Origin of the sequence: Streptomyces uncialis, from assembly GCF_036250755.1 — a bacterium.
GTDB classification, from domain to species: Bacteria; Actinomycetota; Actinomycetes; order Streptomycetales; family Streptomycetaceae; genus Streptomyces; species Streptomyces uncialis.
The window spans coordinates 4,517,149-4,536,063 of sequence record NZ_CP109583.1; the positions used below are offsets into that span (position 1 = coordinate 4,517,149).

At 70.6% G+C, this 18,915-nt stretch carries 13 protein-coding genes and 1 tRNA gene; 5 read left to right on the forward strand and 9 right to left on the reverse strand.

The annotated features are described in order from the left end of the window. Positions 1 to 201: 201 nt before the first annotated feature. The 4 genes from OG711_RS18655 to dnaK are packed head-to-tail and all read right to left on the reverse strand — an operon-like array spanning position 202 to position 4,480. On the reverse strand, positions 202 to 654 hold the full coding sequence (locus tag OG711_RS18655) for a heat shock protein transcriptional repressor HspR (protein ID WP_099279242.1): 453 nt from the start codon (positions 652 to 654) through the stop codon (positions 202 to 204). A 14-nt stretch (positions 655 to 668) separates the two neighbouring features. After that, positions 669 to 1,853, reverse strand: coding sequence for a molecular chaperone DnaJ (gene dnaJ / locus OG711_RS18660; protein ID WP_073783087.1), 1,185 nt, complete (start codon positions 1,851 to 1,853; stop codon positions 669 to 671). Positions 1,854 to 1,886: 33 nt separating this feature from the next. Then, entirely contained in the window at positions 1,887 to 2,633 is a 747-nt protein-coding gene (gene grpE / locus OG711_RS18665; RefSeq protein WP_073783085.1) for a nucleotide exchange factor GrpE, read from the reverse strand. After that, on the reverse strand, positions 2,630 to 4,480 hold the full coding sequence (gene dnaK / locus OG711_RS18670; protein ID WP_073783083.1) for a molecular chaperone DnaK: 1,851 nt from the start codon (positions 4,478 to 4,480) through the stop codon (positions 2,630 to 2,632). Before dnaK ends, grpE begins: the two co-directional genes overlap by 4 nt. Before the next feature lie 931 nt (positions 4,481 to 5,411). Here dnaK and hrpA point away from each other — a divergent pair. The 3 genes from hrpA (at position 5,412) to OG711_RS18685 (ending at position 10,024) form a co-directional block, all read left to right on the forward strand. Beyond that, on the forward strand, positions 5,412 to 9,389 hold the full coding sequence (gene hrpA / locus OG711_RS18675; RefSeq protein ID WP_329559814.1) for an ATP-dependent RNA helicase HrpA: 3,978 nt from the start codon (positions 5,412 to 5,414) through the stop codon (positions 9,387 to 9,389). Between the two features lie 119 nt (positions 9,390 to 9,508). After that, positions 9,509 to 9,583: transfer RNA gene (locus tag OG711_RS18680), tRNA-Asp, on the forward strand. 252 nt (positions 9,584 to 9,835) lie between these two features. Further along, positions 9,836 to 10,024: a DUF6274 family protein gene (locus tag OG711_RS18685; RefSeq protein ID WP_073783079.1), complete on the forward strand. Its 189-nt coding sequence runs from the start codon at positions 9,836 to 9,838 to the stop codon at positions 10,022 to 10,024. A 901-nt stretch (positions 10,025 to 10,925) separates the two neighbouring features. On the opposite strand, the gene bldC is transcribed toward OG711_RS18685, so the two are convergent. Continuing rightward, positions 10,926 to 11,132, reverse strand: a complete 207-nt coding sequence (gene bldC / locus OG711_RS18690) for a developmental transcriptional regulator BldC (RefSeq protein WP_003949541.1) — start codon at positions 11,130 to 11,132, stop codon at positions 10,926 to 10,928. A gap of 697 nt (positions 11,133 to 11,829) precedes the next feature. Next, on the reverse strand, positions 11,830 to 12,735 hold the full coding sequence (locus tag OG711_RS18695) for a hypothetical protein (protein ID WP_329559815.1): 906 nt from the start codon (positions 12,733 to 12,735) through the stop codon (positions 11,830 to 11,832). Between the two features lie 200 nt (positions 12,736 to 12,935). Between OG711_RS18695 and OG711_RS18700 the strand changes: the two genes are divergently transcribed. Then, entirely contained in the window at positions 12,936 to 14,024 is a 1,089-nt protein-coding gene (locus tag OG711_RS18700; RefSeq protein WP_329559816.1) for a Leu/Phe/Val dehydrogenase, read from the forward strand. A 330-nt stretch (positions 14,025 to 14,354) separates the two neighbouring features. Continuing rightward, positions 14,355 to 14,615: a DUF3073 domain-containing protein gene (locus OG711_RS18705; protein ID WP_073783073.1), complete on the forward strand. Its 261-nt coding sequence runs from the start codon at positions 14,355 to 14,357 to the stop codon at positions 14,613 to 14,615. A 320-nt stretch (positions 14,616 to 14,935) separates the two neighbouring features. Here the strand turns inward: OG711_RS18705 and purM are convergent, their stop codons facing one another. From purM to OG711_RS18720, 3 genes are all read right to left on the reverse strand, one after another. Further along, positions 14,936 to 16,030 (reverse strand): phosphoribosylformylglycinamidine cyclo-ligase, encoded by a 1,095-nt coding sequence (purM, locus tag OG711_RS18710; protein WP_073783071.1) that lies wholly within the window; start codon positions 16,028 to 16,030, stop codon positions 14,936 to 14,938. A 38-nt stretch (positions 16,031 to 16,068) separates the two neighbouring features. Continuing rightward, the gene (purF, locus tag OG711_RS18715; protein ID WP_073783045.1) at positions 16,069 to 17,595 is read right to left on the reverse strand and encodes an amidophosphoribosyltransferase; all 1,527 of its coding nucleotides are present in this window, start codon (positions 17,593 to 17,595) and stop codon (positions 16,069 to 16,071) included. Between the two features lie 94 nt (positions 17,596 to 17,689). Continuing rightward, positions 17,690 to 18,571 carry an META domain-containing protein gene (locus tag OG711_RS18720; protein WP_329559817.1) on the reverse strand — a complete coding sequence of 294 codons (882 nt, stop codon included), beginning with the start codon at positions 18,569 to 18,571 and terminating at the stop codon, positions 17,690 to 17,692. Between the last annotated feature and the right edge of the window lie 344 nt (positions 18,572 to 18,915).

The following is an 18,915-nucleotide window of genomic DNA, read 5'->3' on the forward strand; positions in this document are numbered from 1 at the left end:
CTGCCGGGCCGGAGCACCGGACCCCACCCTGGGTCACAGGGTTCAGGCGAGCGGGTCAAGCGTCGCACACCTCACTGACAGTCACACCCCGGTTGGCCGGGCGGCGTTGATCGCGCGCGGAAACACCGAAGGGGCCGGAAGGCGTTCCTCCCGGCCCCTGGGCCGCGTACGGGCCCCCGGACCCGACGGCCCGGCGGCGGACTACTCCTGGCCCCTGTTGGGCCGCCACACGACCAGCGCGCTGGTCTGCTGGACCTCCTGGTACGGGACGAGGTCCCGGCGGTACGAGGCGTGCACCGCGGCCTCCCGCTGGCGCATCGTCGCCGCCGCGCCCTCCGCGGCGGCCTGGAGCTCGGCCACCCGCGCCTGGAGCGCGGCGACCTGGTTCTCCAGCTCGATGATCCGCTTGATACCGGCCAGATTGATGCCCTCGGTCTGGGACAGCGCCTGTACCTGCCGGAGCAGTTCGATGTCCCGCGCGGAGTACCGCCGGCCCCGGCCCGCCGTACGGTCCGGGGAGACCAGCCCGAGCCGGTCGTACTGCCGAAGGGTCTGCGGATGCAGCCCGCTGAGCTGAGCCGCCACCGAGATCACGTACACCGGCGTCTCGTCGGTCAACTGGTAGGGGTTCCTGCGCCGACCGCCCGTGCTCATCCCGTCCATGGCGTTCATGCTCCCTTCGCGGCCTCGAACAGCTCCGCCCGCGGATCGACGTCCACGGTCGCCTCCCGGTACGCCTCCAGAGCGTCCCGGGCCTTGCCGGTCACGTCCTTCGGCACCACGACCTCCACCGTCACCAGCAGATCGCCGCGGGTGCCGTCCTTACGGACCGCGCCCTTGCCGCGCGCCCTCATGGTCCGGCCGTTCGGGGTGCCCGGCGGCAGCTTCAGCGTCACCGGCGGACCACCGAGGGTCGGTACCTTCACCTCACCGCCGAGGGCCGCCTCGGCGAAGCTCACGGGCACGGTCACCGTCAGGTTGTCGCCCTTGCGGCCGAACACCGGGTGCTCGCCCACATGCACGACGACGTACAGATCGCCCGCCGGACCACCGCGCTCGCCCGGGGCGCCCTTGCCGCGCAGCCTGATGCGCTGCTTGTCCGAGACACCGGCCGGGATACGCACCTGCATGGTCCGCGACGACTTGGCGCGTCCCGAGCCCTTGCAGATCTCGCAGGGGGTCTCCGCGATCAGACCGCGGCCCTTGCAGTCCACGCACGGATCGGTGAGCGAGAATCCGCCACCGCCGCCACGTGACACCTGTCCCGTACCGACACAGGTGGGGCACACGCGCGGGGTGCCGTTCTTGTCGCCGGTGCCCGAACACGCCTTGCAGGGGGCCTGCGAGGACATCCGCAACGGCACCGTCGCCCCGTCGACCGCCTCCGTGAAGCTCAGCGTGACCTCGGACTCGATGTCCTGGCCACGCCGGGGCTGCACCCGGGTACCCGTACCCGCGCCGCCCCGGTTGAACAGCCCGCCGAACACATCGCCGAGCCCGCCGCCGAAGCCGCCGGCCCCCGCTCCGCCCTGCGCGTTGCCTCCGAAGAGGTCGCCCAGGTCGAAGTTGAAGTTGTTGCCGCCCGCGCCGCCCGGACCCGGCCGGTAGCCGCCGTTGCCGAACAGCGCGCGGGCCTCGTCGTACTCCTTGCGCTTCTTGGGGTCACCGAGGATGTCGTTCGCCTCGGAGATCTCCTTGAAACGGTCCTCGGCCTTGACGTTGCCCTTGTTGGCGTCCGGGTGGAACTCGCGCGCGAGCTTCCGGTACGCCTTCTTGATCTCGGCCTCGGTGGCGTCCTTGGGGACGCCGAGGACCTTGTAGTAGTCCTTCTCGATGAAGTCCTTGGTACTCATCCCCGACGTCCCTCCTCTCCCCGCGTGACTCGGTCAGCCCTCGTCCGGGCCACCGCTGTCCTTGCTCTTGGCGTCCTTGCCGCCCTCACCGGTGCCGTCCGCGGTGTCCGCGCCGTCACCGGCGTCGGACCCCTCGGGCTGCTCCGGACCGTCCGCGCCGTCCTTCACGGACTGCGCGCCCGGCTGCGGTTCGGCCACCGCCACCCGCGCGGGGCGGATGGTGCGCTCGCCGATCCGATACCCCGGTTGCAGGATCGCGACGCACGTCGTCTCGGTGACGTCCGGCGCGTAGCTGTGCATCAGGGCTTCGTGGATCGTCGGGTCGAAGGGCTCGCCCTCCTTGCCGAACTGCTGGAGGCCCATCTTCGCGGCCACCGTCTCCAGCGATTCGGCCACCGACTTGAAACCACCGAGCAGCTCGCCGTGTTCCCTGGCGCGCCCGATGTCGTCGAGCACGGGCAGCAGCTCGGACAGGAGGTTCGCGACGGCGACCTCCTTGACCGCGATCCTGTCCCGCTCCACCCGGCGGCGGTAGTTCTGGTATTCGGCCTGAAGTCGCTGGAGATCGGCGGTGCGCTCGGCGAGCGCGGTCCGTACCTGGTCCAGTTCGGCCGTCAGGCCCACGTTCTGTGCGCTGGCGTCCCCGGCCCGGCCCGCCGGGCCCTCCGAAGTGGAGGGCTCGGCGGAGTCGGCGGCGTCGGCTGCCTTCTTGGATGCGGCGCCGTCGGAGACATCAGCGGGCTCGTCGTGCTCGTCGAAGCCCGGGGTCTCCTCCGTCACGCGGCACCGTCCTTGCGGTCCTCGTCGACGATCTCCGCGTCGACGACGTCGTCGTCGGCCTTGGCACCGGCGCCTTCGGCACCCTCGGCACCGGCCGCGCCGGCCTGGGCGCCCTGCGCGTCGGCGTACATGGCCTGGCCCAGCTTCTGGGAGACGGCGGCGACCTTCTCGGTGGCGACCCGGATCTCGGCCGCGTCCTCGCCCTTGAGCTTCTCCTTCAGCTCGGCGATCGAGGCCTCGACCTCGGTCTTCACATCGCCGGGGACCTTCTCCTCGTTGTCCTTGAGGAACTTCTCCGTCTGGTAGACGAGCTGCTCGCCCTGGTTACGCGTCTCGGCGGCCTCGCGGCGGGCGTGGTCCTCCTCCGCGTACTTCTCGGCCTCCTCGCGCATGCGGTTGACCTCGTCCTTCGGCAGCGAGGAACCGCCGGTGACGGTCATCTTCTGCTCCTTGCCCGTGCCGAGGTCCTTCGCGGTCACGTGCATGATGCCGTTGGCGTCGATGTCGAAGGCGACCTCGATCTGCGGGACACCGCGCGGGGCGGGCGGCAGACCGGTCAGCTCGAACATCCCGAGCTTCTTGTTGTACGCGGCGATCTCGCGCTCGCCCTGGTAGACCTGGATCTGCACGGACGGCTGGTTGTCCTCGGCCGTGGTGAAGATCTCCGACCGCTTGGTCGGGATGGTCGTGTTCCGCTCGATGAGCTTGGTCATGATGCCGCCCTTGGTCTCGATACCGAGGGACAGCGGGGTCACGTCGAGGAGCAGGACGTCCTTGACCTCACCCTTGAGGACACCGGCCTGGAGCGCGGCGCCGATGGCGACGACCTCGTCCGGGTTGACGCCCTTGTTGGCGTCCTTGCCGCCGGTCAGCTCGCGCACCAGCTCGGCGACGGCGGGCATCCGGGTCGAGCCGCCGACCAGGACCACGTGGTCGATCTCGGACAGGGCGATGCCCGCGTCCTTGATGACGTTGTGGAACGGCGTCTTGCAGCGCTCCAGGAGGTCCGCGGTCAGCTGCTGGAACTGGGCGCGGGTGAGCTTCTCGTCCAGGTGCAGCGGGCCCTCGGCGGACGCCGTGATGTAGGGCAGGTTGATCGTGGTCTCGGTGGACGAGGACAGCTCGATCTTGGCCTTCTCGGCGGCCTCACGCAGGCGCTGGACGGCCATCTTGTCCTTGCCGAGGTCCACGCCGTGACCGTTGTTGAACTGCTTGACCAGGTAGTCCACGACCCGCTGGTCCCAGTCGTCACCACCGAGGTGGTTGTCACCGTTGGTGGCCTTCACCTCGACCACGCCGTCGCCGATGTCCAGCAGCGAGACGTCGAAGGTGCCGCCACCGAGGTCGAAGACGAGGATCGTCTGGTCGTCCTTGTCGAGGCCGTACGCCAGGGCGGCGGCCGTCGGCTCGTTGACGATGCGCAGGACGTTCAGGCCCGCGATCTCGCCGGCCTCCTTGGTGGCCTGGCGCTCGGAGTCGTTGAAGTACGCCGGGACGGTGATGACCGCGTCCGCGACCTTCTCCCCCAGGTAGGCCTCGGCGTCACGCTTCAGCTTCTGAAGGATGAACGCGGAGATCTGCTGCGGGTTGAACGCCTTCTCGTCGATGTCGACGCGCCAGTCGGTGCCCATGTGGCGCTTCACGGACCGGATGGTCCGGTCGACGTTGGTGACAGCCTGACGCTTGGCGACCTCGCCGACGAGCACCTCGCCGTTCTTGGCGAAGGCGACGACGGACGGCGTGGTCCTGGCGCCCTCTGCGTTGGTGATGACGGTGGGCTCGCCGCCCTCCAGAACGCTGACGACGGAGTTAGTCGTGCCCAGGTCGATGCCGACCGCACGTGCCATTTCGATTCCTCCAGAGAAGCTTGCTCGGACCAGCTGCGCGCCGCCCGGGGGTCCGGATACCGAACCTGAGCGGAACACACTCAAGAATGCACGAAGCCTCCGGCCGGGTCAACAGACCTGAGCGTGTCCGACTCAACTTTTATCCTCCCCTTACATCAACCCCCCACCCCGACCTGCGGCTCAGCTCCACTCCCGCCCCGAGGTTTCCGTGCCTGGCGCACTTGTCCCGGTGCGGGCCGGACGGGGGTGCGCAGTTCCCCGCGAGTCGCCTTCGCTCCCGCTTCCGAGGCCTGTCCGGGTGGGCGCGCTTGTTTCCTGTGCCGTCGCTCGGTGGGTGCGCAGTTCCCCGCGCCCCTGGATGCTGCCCCTTCGGGCTGTCCGTCGGGTGCGGGTCGCCCTCGTTTTCGCGCAGTTCCCCGCGCCCCTGGGTGGTGCCCCGTTGCGGTCGCTGTTCGGGTGCGGGTCGCCCTCGTCTTTGCGCAGTTCCCCGCGCCCCTGAAGGGGCGCCCACCTGGGGTTGTTTTTCACCCTCCTCCTCGCGCAGTCGCATGGCTACCGAAGGGGGTGGGCGGGAATCTCTGCCCGCAGACTCCGATGCTCTTCAGTAGGGCAAGAGGGACGTCCGACCGAGCGTGTCGGATCGAGGACGGAGAATCCCGACCGGCCCCGCCCCGAAGAACAAGCAGATGGCGCCCCAAAGGGGCGCGGGGAACTGCGCAAAGACGAGGGCGCACCCGCACCCGAAGGGCAACGGACCGGGGCAGCATCCAGGGGCACGGGGAACTGCGCGAAACCACCGAGCGACGGCACAGGAACGAAGTGCGCCCAGCCGGACAGACCTGGGAAGCGCAAGCGAAGGCGACCCGCCGGGACGGACCCCGGGGAAAAGGGTTCGTCAGCCGGAACGGCGAGGTGAGATCCTGGGGGACGTATGTCTACGCAGCCCGCTTCCGTGTCCGGCGCCCGAGGCGACCTCGGTGAGCGCCTCATAGAGCTCCCCCCGAGGGACGCCCACCGCCTGAGCCGCAGGCTCGACGGCGCCCACCGCATCCGCGAACCGCAGGCCCGCACTGCGGCCCTCGCGGAGATCACCGCGGAGATCGACCGCCTGGCGGCCCGCACCGCGGCCCGCCGCGCCCGCGTCCCCGAGGTGACATACCCGCAAGAGCTCCCGGTCAGCCGGCGCAAGGACGACATCCTCGCGGCGATCCGCGACCACCAGGTGGTGATCGTCGCAGGTGAGACGGGGTCCGGAAAGACCACGCAGATCCCCAAGATCTGCCTGGAACTGGGCCGCGGCGTCCGCGGCATGATCGGCCACACCCAGCCCCGCCGCCTCGCGGCCCGCACCGTCGCCGAACGCGTCGCGGACGAGCTGAAAACCCCCCTCGGGGAGGCCGTCGGCTGGAAGGTCCGCTTCACCGACCAGGTCGGCCAGGACACCTTCGTCAAGCTGATGACGGACGGCATCCTGCTCGCGGAGATCCAGACGGACCGCGAGCTGCGCGCCTACGACACGATCATCATCGACGAGGCCCACGAGCGGTCGCTCAACATCGACTTCCTGCTGGGCTACCTCGCCCAGCTGCTCCCCCGCCGCCCGGACCTGAAGGTGATCATCACCTCGGCGACGATCGACCCGGAGCGCTTCTCCCGGCACTTCGGGGACGCCCCGATCGTCGAGGTCAGCGGCCGTACGTACCCCGTGGAGGTGCGCTACCGGCCGCTCCTGGAGGACGGCGCCGAGGAGGACGCCGGCGACCGGGACCAGATCACCGCGATCTGCGAGGCGGTGACCGAGCTCCAGGGCGAGGGCCCCGGCGACGTCCTGGTGTTCCTCTCCGGCGAGCGGGAGATCCGGGACACCGCCGACGCGCTGAACAAGATGTTCACGCGCGCGGGCAGCGTCCTGCGGCAGAACACCGAGGTGCTGCCGCTGTACGCGCGGCTGTCGCACGCCGAGCAGCACCGGGTGTTCCAGGCGCACTCCGGCCGCCGGGTCGTCCTCGCGACGAACGTCGCCGAGACCTCGCTGACCGTCCCCGGCATCAAGTACGTGATCGACCCGGGCACCGCGCGGATCTCCCGGTACAGCCATCGCACCAAGGTCCAGCGGCTGCCCATCGAGCCGGTCAGCCAGGCCAGCGCCAACCAGCGCAAGGGCCGCTGCGGCCGTACCTCGGACGGCATCTGCGTACGGCTCTACTCGGAGGACGACTTCGAGTCCCGGCCCGAGTTCACGGACGCCGAGATCCTGCGCACCAACCTCGCGTCCGTGATCCTCCAGATGACGGCCGCCGGGCTCGGCGCCATCGAGCGGTTCCCGTTCATCGACCCGCCGGACCACCGCAACATCCGCGACGGTGTCCAGCTCCTCCAGGAGCTCGGCGCGCTCGACCCGGCCGAGAAGGACCACCGCAAGCGGCTCACCCCGCTCGGGCGCAAGCTCTCGCAGCTGCCCGTCGACCCGCGTCTCGCGCGCATGGTCGTCGAGGCCGACAAGAACGGCTGTGTCCGTGAGGTCATGGTCATCGCCGCCGCGCTGTCCATCCAGGACCCCCGGGAGCGGCCCGCCGACAAGCAGACCCAGGCCGACCAGCAGCACGCCCGCTTCAAGGACGAGACCAGCGACTTCCTCGCGCTGCTCAACCTCTGGCGGTACGTGCGCGAGCAGCAGAAGGAACGCGGCTCGTCGTCGTTCCGCCGGATGTGCAAGCAGGAGTACCTGAACTTCCTGCGCATCCGGGAGTGGCAGGACATCTACAGCCAGCTGCGGTCCGTGGCGAAGTCGATGGGTGTCGTGGTCAACGAGACCGACGCCTCCGAGCAGGCCGTGCACACCTCGCTGCTGGCCGGGCTGCTGTCCCATGTGGGCCTCAAGGACACCGAGAAGAACGAGTACCTGGGCGCGCGCGGCGCCAAGTTCGCGATCTTCCCCGGCTCGTCGCTGTTCAAGAAGCAGCCCAAGGTCCTGATGTCGGCCGAGCTGGTGGAGACCTCCCGGCTGTGGGCCCGGGTGAACGCGCGGATCGAGCCCGAGTGGATCGAGCCGATCGCCGGTCATCTGGTCAAGCGCACATACAGCGAGCCGCACTGGGAGAAGGACCAGGCCGCGGTGATGGCGTACGAGCGGGTGACCCTGTACGGCGTCCCGATCGTCGCGCACCGCAAGGTCAACTACGGCCGGATCGACCCGGAGACCTCCCGCGACCTGTTCATCCGCAACGCCCTGGTCGAGGGCGACTGGCGCACCCACCACAAGTTCTTCGCGGACAACCGCCGGCTGCTGACCGAGGTCGAGGAGCTGGAGCACCGGGCCCGCCGCCGCGACATCCTCGTGGACGACGAGACCCTGTTCGACTTCTACGACGAGCGGGTGCCCGAACACATCGTGTCCGGCGCCCACTTCGACTCCTGGTGGAAGCGCAAGCACCGGGAGGAGCCGGACCTGCTCGACTTCGAGCGGGAGATGCTCATCCGGGAGTCCGCGGAGGCGGTCACCAAGGCCGACTATCCGGACTCCTGGCGCCAGGGGCCGCTGACCTTCCGGGTGACGTACCAGTTCGAGCCGGGCGCGGACGCCGACGGGGTCACCGTCCACATCCCGCTCGCGGTGCTCAACCAGGTCACCGACGAGGGCTTCGACTGGCAGATCCCGGGGCTGCGCGGGCAGGTCGTCACGGAGCTGATCCGTTCGCTGCCCAAGCCGATCCGCCGGCACTACGTCCCCGCGCCGGACGTGGCGCAGCGCTTCCTGAAGCGGGCGGTCCCGCTCCAGGAGCCGCTGACGACGACGCTGGCGCGTGAGCTGCACGCGATGGTCCGGGTGCAGCTCGCCCCTGACGACTTCGACTGGGCGAAGGTCCCCGACCATCTGCGGATCACCTTCCGGGTGGTCGACGAGCGCCGCCGCAAGGTGTCCCCGGACGCCGAGGACAAGGATCTGGAGGCCCTGCGGCAGCGGCTGGCCCCCAAGGCCCGCCAGGCCGTCTCCCGGGCCGTCGCGGCCACCACGGAGCGCTCCGGCGGCACCGCGATCGAGCGCTCCGGGCTCACCGACTGGACGATCGGCGGTCTGACCCGGGTCTTCGAGGCGCGCCGCGCGGGTCAGCCGGTGAAGGCGTACCCGGCGCTGGTGGACGACGGGGACACCGTCTCCGTACGGCTCTTCGACTCGGAGGCGGAGCAGGCCGAGGCGATGTGGAAGGGCACCCGCAGGCTGATCGTGCGCAACATCCCGGTGAATCCGGCGAAGTTCGCCCTCGACAAGCTCAGCAACGCCCAGAAGCTGGCTCTTTCGGCCAATCCGCACGGCTCGGTGCAGGCCCTGTTCGAGGACTGCGCGACCGCCGCGGCCGACCGGCTGATCGCCGACTTCGGGGGCCCGGTGTGGGACGAGGAGTCGTTCCGGAAGCTGTTCGACAAGGTCCGCGCGGAGATCGTGGACCTCACCGTGCGGACGGTGGGCCAGGTCCAGCAGGTGCTGGCCGCCTGGCAGGCCGCCGAGCGGCGGCTGAAGGCGACGACGAGCCCCGCGCTGCTGGCGAACACCGCGGACGTCAGGGCCCAGCTCTCCGCCCTGGTGAAGCCCGGGTTCGTGACCGAGGCGGGCATCGGGCGGCTGGCGCATCTGATGCGCTATCTGGTCGCGGCGGACCGGCGGCTCCAGCAGATGCCGGGCGGCGTCCCCCGGGACACCGCCCGGATGGAGAAGGTCCACGACATGCGGGACGAGTACGCCTGGCTGCTCGAACAGCTGCCCAGGGGACGGCCGGTGCCGCGCCAGGTACGGGACATCCGCTGGATGATCGAGGAGCTGCGGGTCAGCTACTTCGCGCACTCCCTGGGCACGGCGTACCCCGTCTCCGACAAGCGGATCGTGAAGGCCATCGACGCCGCCGCGCCGTGACCGCGGGGCGCCCCGGCCCGGTGATCGGCCCCGCACGCTGGGTGAGTTCGACCGCATGGCCTGCGCTGCTGTAGAGTCCTGTTTCGCAGCGGGGCGCACGAAAAGGCGCCGCTGAGTCTGGTCCTGTGGAGCAGCTTGGAGTGCTCGCCACCCTGTCAAGGTGGAGGCCGCGGGTTCAAATCCCGTCAGGACCGCATAGTGGCCCACATCCTCTCGGATGTGGGCCTTCTTGCTGTTCCGGGCCGTACGGTCGGCCGGTGAGGCCCGCCGTACGGCCGGCCCCGGCGGTCCGCCCCGCGCCCCCGCTTCCCGCGCGCTCACGTCGCTCACGCCCCTGCGCGCGCGATCCCCGTTCCGTGCGCGAGGTCTTGACGGCCGCGCGCCGGGCGGGTACCTCCTCCACAAGTGGCGTGCGCGCCGCGCGCGCGGGGGCTTGGAGGTGGCACATGAGGGCTGTCGCCCGGCGTGAGACACGGGCACTGCTGCGGGCCCATCTGTCGGCGGCCGTCCGCTACCGCCATCGGGTCCGGCACTGCGCCGTGTGCGCCGCGTTGCACCGGCTGGCGGTGGAGTCGTCTACACGGCGACCGGAGCGGGCGGAAGACATCGGGGACGAAAGTCCCTCGAACGCGTGACTTCCGCGGGTCGGTCACCCACTCCCCGGGTGGGAGGCTGAAGCTTGTGGGCACGGAGGGCACGCGCCCGGCGCACTAGCGCAGGGGACAAGGGGCGAACAAGCGCCCGCGGGTGTGACGGGTGTCACCGTAAGAGTTTTGGGAACCCCCAGGCTTACGCGTGCCCTACAAAGGGTCAATTTAATATGTGCAATTGCACCGGCATCCGGGACAGTTCACGGAACATCCGACACCGCCCCCCGGCGGCCCGCGGAACGGCCCGTGCGACGCCGCTCCCGGGGACGGCCCGCGAAGGGCCCGCGACCCCCCGGGCGACCCCTTCGCCCGGACCCCCGCCGGGACCCCGTCCGGACCCCCGGACGGCATCCGCGGACGCCCGTCGGACGGCCCCGGGAACGCGGGCCCCGAAGCCCGCCCCGCACAGCGTCGGCGCCGGAGCGCACGGCGGCCCGAGACCGGGGACCCGGAGCGCGGCGGCCACGTGGGCGCCTGAGGCGCCCGGAAGGGCCCGACGGCCGGAGGAGTCGGCCGGGGGGCGGAAAGGCGCGGAGAAGGGCACAGGGAGCCGCAGAAGGCCATGAAGGAGGCCGCAGTGGGGCGTTGGGGATGGCGGACGGGCCGCGGGCGCGGCCGGCGCGCCACGGAATCCGTGCCCGTGCGCCACGGAATCCGCACAAAAAAATCGCGCTGGACCCGGCGGAGTCCAGCGCGATCGATGACGCTTCCTCGGCGGAACTGCTCACGTGCCTCGGGGTGGGCCCTGTTGGGGCAGGACCGACGTCGTATGGAGCTGAGTTACGGGCAGACACCAGGTGGGGGACCCGGTGACTCGGCCCGGTCGTGCGGTTGTTCAGGTGGTGCGGTCGAGCAGATGGAGCGGTGGAGCAGGTCGTGCGGTTGGTCAGGCCTCGCTGCGCTGCTGCGGAATGCCCGCGAGCAACGCGCGGACCTCTGCTTCGCGGTAGCGGCGGTGCCCGCCGAGCGTGCGGATCGACGTGAGCTTGCCAGCCTTGGCCCAGCGCGTGACCGTCTTGGGGTCGACGCGGAACATCGTGGCGACCTCAGCCGGGGTCAGCAGCGGCTCGGCATCAGGGGTGCGAGCGGTCATGAGCGGCCTCCTCGGGAGAACCGAACCATCTCGGTTCTTTCCTCTAAATTCTGCACCTTGACACGCGTTGCCCGAAATGGCGGACGCGGGTCGAGTCGGTTATAGGACGAACGGCTTGTCCTCGGCACTACAACTACACCATCCGTCCAGCCGCGTCGGCCAAACCGATGGAATTGCCCTCCCAGGTGTTCATCAGCGACGGATGCCGATGGACCGTGCCATAACGGACAGTCACACCCCCGTGACAATCGGTCACAGAGTGAGCAGGAGTCCACAGATCCCCCATAGCGCGCATTGCCGAGCATTCCGCACCAGAGCCGGATGGAAGGAGCTCTCCCCGGACTCCTTGTCCTATTTTGGCACGAGGAGGGGTGATGGGCGCAAGGCCCCGGTAAGTGCGGTCCATCACGCTTGACGCAAAAGACCGGATCGGGACCTACGTCCCGACGCTCCCTCACATCATCCGAATCCGCCCGACCGGCACCGCCCGCGAGGGCCGTACGCGGTCCACGACGACGGAATCCGTCGCCACCCGGCCCGCGCCCTGACCGGACGGCCGCCGGATCGCGGCCGGCCGGGTCGGAACCCCGCCGGGAACAGCTTGTCAGGACACTGCCACAGGTACGGACCACATGGGGACTTCCGGCGACCGAATCCGTCGCCCGGCGCCCACCCCGCCCCGACCTGTCCGCCCGGCTCAGTTCGCCGAGCGGCGGTCCCGGACCACGCGCCAGCGCTCCACCAGCCGCGCGTACACCGCCCCGGCCGCCACGCTGTCGCCCGCCCGCAGCGCCGCGATGCCCGCGGCGACGTCCGCGGCCGAGTGGTCCGCCGCGAGATGTTCGGCGGGCAGCGCGTGCACCAGACCGCCGTAGTCGAGCTCCACCAGCGAGCGCGGATGGAACTCCTCCAGCCAGCGCCCCACGTCCACCAGGCCCTCGACGAGCGGTCCGCCGCCCAGTGATTCCTTCAGCGCTTTCAGGCCACGCGCCACCCGCCGCCGCGCCTGCACCATCGGCGTGCGGTAACGCAGCACCGGCGGCGCCCCCTCCCCGGGCCCCGGCTCCCCGTCGCCCGGCCCGTCACCGGCGCCGGAACCCGGCCCGTCCGCGTCCGTCAGGTACTCCCGCTCGTCGTCGGTGACCAGGACGAACCACGCCAGCGGCACCTGCCAGGTCGCGGTACGGATCCAGGGGCGCGCGTCCGGGTTGCGGGCCCGCCAGCGCTCGTAGTCGTCGGCGCTCTGGCGGCGCACCACCGGGGGCAGCACCGCGTCGAGCACCGCCGGGGGCAGCCGGCCCCCGGACGCCAGCTCACCGAGCGCCTGCCAGCCCCGCAGCCGGGTCCGCCACGGGCAGACGCACACCACGCCGTCGACCTCCGTGACGAACGCGTCGTCGCTCTCGTGGACCGGCACCGGGACCGGCGGCACGGGCAGCAAGTCCGCCAGCGAGCGCCGGAGTTCGTCCTGGTACGAGGGGCGGTCGGGGCGGCGGGCGTAACGCGCCCAGTGGCCGCGTTCCGGTTCCGGGAAGGCGGCCACTGGCTCGTACACGCGCAAGTAGGACGCGTACGGCACGATCACCGAGGACACCTTGGGCACCTCTGCTCCCTCCCCCGCCGACCGGCGTGGAAACCTGCGACAAACCCTGATGAATCGTGCCATGTCCGTACTCCGGGAGAGGGTGATCCCCCGCACGTGCCCGTCGCCGTGGCGCGCAGGCTCTAGTCTCGTCCCACCGGGCCCGCCACCCGTACGGGAACCGGCCCACAACCGCCGCTACGTATCCGGGAGTCACCACCGTGACCGATGTAACCGACGGCGTCCTGCACACCCTGTTCCACTCGGACCAGGGCGGCCATGAACAGGTCGTGCTCTGCCAGGACCGTGCCAGCGGCCTCAAGGCCGTGATCGCCCTCCACTCCACCGCGCTGGGCCCCGCGCTCGGCGGCACCCGCTTCTACCCGTACGCGAACGAGGAGGCGGCCGTCGCCGACGCGCTGAACCTCGCGCGCGGGATGTCGTACAAGAACGCCATGGCCGGGCTCGACCACGGTGGCGGCAAGGCCGTCATCATCGGTGACCCGGAGCGGATCAAGACGGAGGCCCTGCTGCTGGCGTACGGCAGATTCGTGGCCTCGCTCGGCGGCCGGTACGTGACCGCCTGCGATGTCGGCACCTATGTCGCCGACATGGACGTGGTGGCCCGCGAGTGCCGCTGGACCACCGGACGCTCCCCCGGGAACGGCGGCGCGGGCGACTCGTCGGTGCTCACCGCGTACGGCGTCTTCCAGGGGATGCGGGCCAGCGCCCAGCATCTGTGGGGCGACCCGACACTGCGTGGCCGGAAAGTAGGGGTCGCGGGGGTCGGCAAGGTCGGTCACCATCTGGTCGAGCATCTGCTGGCCGACGGTGCCGAGGTCGTCGTCACCGATGTCCGCGCGGACGCCGTCCGGCGGCTGACCGATCTGCATCCGCGGGTCACCGTCGCCGCCGACACCGACGCGCTGATCCGGGTCGGCGGACTGGACGTGTACGCGCCCTGCGCGCTCGGCGGGGCCCTGGACGACGACACGGTGCCCGCCCTGACCGCGACCGTGGTGTGCGGCGCCGCCAACAACCAGCTCGCCCACCCCGGGGTGGAGAAGGATCTCGCCGACCGCAGCATCCTCTACGCCCCCGACTACGTGGTGAACGCGGGCGGGGTGATCCAGGTCGCGGACGAGCTGCACGGTTTCGACTTCGACCGGGCCAAGGTGAAGGCCGCGCGGATCTTCGACACCACCCTGGACATATTCACACGTGCAAAGAAGGACGGGATTCCGCCGGCCGCCGCGGCCGACCGTATCGCCGAGCACCGGATCGCCGAGGCGCGTTCCGCGAGCCGCTGAATCCCACCCCGGGGCGGGGGTCCGACACGCGCGGCGCCGCCCCTGTGTGAAGGTGTCGTGACCCTGCCGAGGGGGCTGAGAGATGAGACTCATCCTCCGTCGGCGGGTCGGCCCCTGAGAAGAGGTTAAAATCGCGGGTGACCAGCGAGGACGGGGCGCCTCACCGGTCTTGCGCACCCGCGCGTCCTGCGGGCGACGTACCGTATGACCGCGGGAGCAGGTACCGTGGAAGCCCTACGGACCGGTCTCTCCACGGAGAGTCCGTTCCCGACCATGAACGCGTGTCAAGACTCTGGGGCCACCGAGCCCCGTCACCGAGGGGGTCGAGCCATGGGGCGCGGCCGGGCCAAGGCCAAGCAGACGAAGGTCGCCCGCCAGCTGAAGTACAACAGCGGTGGGACTGACCTCTCACGCCTGGCCAACGAGCTGGGCGCGTCGACTTCGAACCAGCCGCCGAACAGCGAGCCGTTCGAGGACGACGACGAGGACGACAACGACCCGTACGCACGGTACGCGGATCTGTACAACGAGGACGACGACGACGAGTCGGCCGGTGAGTCCGGTCCGTCGGCGCGGCGTCGGGGCGCTTGACGCCACGGCCGTTGCGCGTAACCCGCGTCATCCGTAGCAGCGTCCCCATACTGGTCGGCGGGGTCTTCCGCCGGTGCGTCGGCACACCCTGACGTCACCGTCGGCGGCCGGTCGGCCGACGGCACCTTCCCGGTCCGGGCACATCACGCCGGACCGGGTTTTGTGCTTCCCCGAGGCGGTCCTGGCGGGTCCCACCGCCCACCGCCCCGTACGGCGGGATTCCCGGGTACCCCGGTCCGGCGCCGTCCGTCCGGCCTTTTCGGGCCGGGGGCGGACGGCACCGCGGTCAGCGGATCCCCTCCCCCGCGGTGGGGGCGTGACTACTTCGGGTGGTCGCCGACCAGGGCCGCGCCCGTGCTGTGGTCGCCGCGTTCGGTGATCTCGCCCGCGATCCAGGCGTCCACGCCCCGGTCCGCGAACAGGGTCAGGGCGACCTCGGCCGACTCGGCGGGCACCACGGCCATCATGCCGACGCCCATGTTCAGGGTCTTCTCCAGCTCCAGCCGCTCGACCCGCCCGACCTTGCCCACCAGGTCGAAGATCGCTCCGGGGGCCCAGGTGGAGCGGTCCACGACGGCGTGCAGCCCGTCCGGGACGACCCGGGCCAGGTTGGCGGCGAGACCGCCGCCGGTGATGTGGCTGAAGGCGTGCACCTCGGCGGTACGGGCCAGCGCCAGACAGTCCAGCGAGTAGATCCGGGTGGGCTCCAGCAGCTCCTCGCCCAGGGTGCGGCCGAGCTCGTCCACACGCTGGTCGAGCGAGAGTCCGCCCTGGTCGAAGAGGACATGGCGGACCAGCGAGTACCCGTTCGAGTGAAGGCCGGAGGAGGCCATCGCGATCACCGCGTCACCCGTGCGGATACGATCCGGGCCGAGCAGCCGGTCGGCCTCGACGACGCCCGTACCCGCACCGGCGACATCGAAGTCGTCCGGGCCGAGCAGGCCCGGGTGTTCGGCGGTCTCGCCGCCGACCAGGGCGCAGCCCGCGAGGACGCAGCCCTCGGCGATGCCCTTGACGATGGCCGCGACCCGCTCCGGGTGGACCTTGCCGACGCAGATGTAGTCGGTCATGAACAGCGGCTCGGCGCCGCACACCGCGATGTCGTCCATGACCATCGCGACCAGGTCATGGCCGATCGTGTCGTAGACGCCGAGGCGGCGGGCGATGTCGACCTTGGTGCCGACGCCGTCGGTCGCGGAGGCGAGCAGCGGACGCTCATAGCGCTTGAGCGCGGACGCGTCGAAGAGCCCGGCGAACCCGCCGAGGCCGCCGACGACCTCGGGGCGCCGGGTCTTGCGCACCCACTCCTTCATCAGCTCGACGGCGCGGTCGCCCGCCTCGATGTCGACGCCCGCGCTCGCGTAGCTCGCGCCGGAGCCGGGGCCCGGCGTGCTCACAGGGGATTCAGCAGACATGCTCGCGGAACCTTCGTGTCGTGTCTCGGGGAGGGGGGTTACGGGCGACGGAGCGCGTCGACCGCGGCGGTGGCCGCCGGACCGGCCGCCAGCTCGGTCTGGAGGAGCTGCTTGCCGAGCAGTTCCGGGTCGGGCAGATCCATCGGATACTCACCGTCGAAGCAGGCCCGGCAGAGGTTGGGCTTGGCGATGGTGGTGGCCTCGATCATGGCGTCGAGGGAGATGTACGAGAGGGAGTCGGCCGCCAGCGACCTGCCGATCTCCTCGACGGACATGCCGTTGGCGATGAGTTCGGCGCGGGTCGCGAAGTCGATGCCGAAGAAGCAGGGCCACTTCACGGGCGGCGACGAGATCCGGATGTGGATCTCGGCGGCACCGGCCTCGCGGAGCATCCGGACCAGGGCGCGCTGGGTGTTGCCGCGCACGATCGAGTCGTCCACGACGACCAGTCGCTTGCCCCGGATGACTTCCTTCAGCGGGTTGAGCTTCAGCCGGATGCCGAGCTGGCGGATCGTCTGCGAGGGCTGGATGAAGGTCCGGCCCACATACGCGTTCTTCACCAGACCGGCACCGAACGGGATGCCGGACTCCTCCGCGTACCCGATCGCGGCGGGGGTGCCGGATTCCGGGGTCGCTATCACCAGGTCGGCCTCGACCGGTGCTTCCTTCGCGAGCCGCCGGCCCATCTCCACCCGGGAGAGGTAGACGTTCCGCCCGGCGATGTCGGTGTCGGGGCGGGCGAGGTACACGTACTCGAAGACACAGCCCTTGGGCTTCGCTTCTGCGAATCGTGAGGTGCGGATGCCGTTCTCGTCGACGGCGATGAACTCGCCCGGCTCGATCTCCCGGACATAGGTCGCGCCGCAGATGTCCAGGGCGGCGGACTCCGAGGCGACGACCCAGCCGCGCTCCAGCCGGCCGAGCACCAGCGGGCGGATGCCCTGCGGGTCACGGGCCGCGTAGAGGGTGTTCTCGTCCATGAAGACCAGCGAGAAGGCGCCCATCACCTCGGGGAGCACCTTGGCGGCGGACTCCTCGATGGTCAGGGGCTTGCCGTCGTCGTCGGTCTGGCCCGCGAGGAGCGCGGTGACGAGGTCGGTGTCGTTGGTGGCGGCGACCTGGGTGGCGCGGCCTTCCCGCCGGGGCAGGTCGGCGACCATCTCGGCGAGCTTGGCGGTGTTCACCAGGTTGCCGTTGTGGCCGAGCGCGAGGGAGCCGTGCGGAGTGGCGCGGAACGTGGGCTGGGCGTTCTCCCACACCGATGCGCCGGTGGTCGAGTAGCGGGCGTGTCCTACGGCGATGTGGCCCCTGAGGGCGCCGAGGGAGGTCTCGTCGAAGACCTGGGAGACCAGTCCCATGTCCTTGAAGACGAGAATCTGGGAGCCGTTGCTGACCGCGATACCCGCGGATTCCTGGCCCCGATGCTGGAGGGCGTACAGCCCGAAGTACGTGAGCTTTGCGACCTCTTCGCCCGGAGCCCAGACACCGAAGACGCCACAAGCGTCCTGGGGGCCCTTCTCGCCGGGAAGCAGATCGTGATTGAGTCGACCGTCACCACGTGGCACGGCTCCGAGTGTAGGCGAGATCGACCACCGGTCCGAATTGGGGACGTGTTACGTAAGGCGAATCACTTACCCGCCGGTTCGGCCCCCGGAGCTGCTACGGGCGCGCCCGCGGGGTCACGGTGGCCGTGGCGCCCTTGCCGTCCGGGGCGGTCAGGGTGAGGGAGTCACCGCTCAGCTCATAGGTGATCTTCTTGCCGTCGAAGAGCCGCAGCAGCGCCTTCTCCGTGCGCATCGCCGCAGGCGCGCACATCATGCGGGTCATCGCCGGGGTACCGAAGGTCAGGGTGCCGTCGTCCCCGATCTTCGCGGTGGCCGAGAAGCGGTTGCAGCCGAGGTTGCCGCTCGCCCGGCCGTCCTTCGCGATCGTCAGATGCGCCTTGCCCTCCGTCCCGGCGGGCAGCGAGGCGGACGTCGCGCCGTCGGTGAGGGTCGTGACCGTCCACCGGGTGCCGGTGAGCGGCGCGGGTTCCTCGGCCTTGGCCCGGGTCAGCTCCACGTGATCGCCCTTCGGGGTGGTGAGACGCAAGGTGTCCTTCTCCCGCGTGACCGTGAGACCGCCGGCGGCGAGGGTCCGGGCGAGACGTTCCTCGAAGTCGAGGCTCGTGCACGCGGTCTCCGTCGACACGGCGTCCTTCAGGGTCAGGACGCCGCCCTTGAGATCCGTGCGGGCCCGGAAGTCGTTGCATCCGTAGTTCCCGCTGACCTGGGACTTGTCGTCGAACGTGAGGTGGGTGCCCTCGGGCGCGGGGTGCGGGGTGTCCGCGACGGTCAGGGTGCGGATCGTCCAGCGGGTGTCGGTGAGGGTACCGGCGGTCGTTCCGGCGGCGGGGTCCTTGTCCGTGCCCTTGCCCTCGTCCGCGGGTGTGCTGGTACCGCAGGCCGCGAGGAGTACCGCGGCGACCGCGGTTGCGGTTGCGGTCGCCGCGGTGGCGGGGGCCGCGGATTTCGGGGCGGGGGTGCGCCGTTGCGTGTACATGGCGATCTGACGAGCGAGCGCTCGTTACGGTTCCCCCGGGGGTTCCTTCGCTTGCGCGTCTGGGGTCTGTCCGGCTGGGCGCACTTGTTCCTGTGCCGTCGCTCGTGGGGTGCGCAGTTCCCCGCGGGTCGCCTTCGCTTGCGCTTGCGAGGTCCGTCCGGCGGGGCGTACTCCGTTCCTGTGCCGTCGCTCGTGGGGTGCGCAGTTCCCCGCGGGTCGCCTTCGCTTGCGCTTGCGAGGTCCGTCCGGCGGGGCGTACTTCGTTGCTGTGCCGTCGCTCGGTGGGTTCGCGCAGTTCCCCGCGCCCCTTTGGGGCGCTCCCGGCTTGTTCTTCGGGTCGGTGC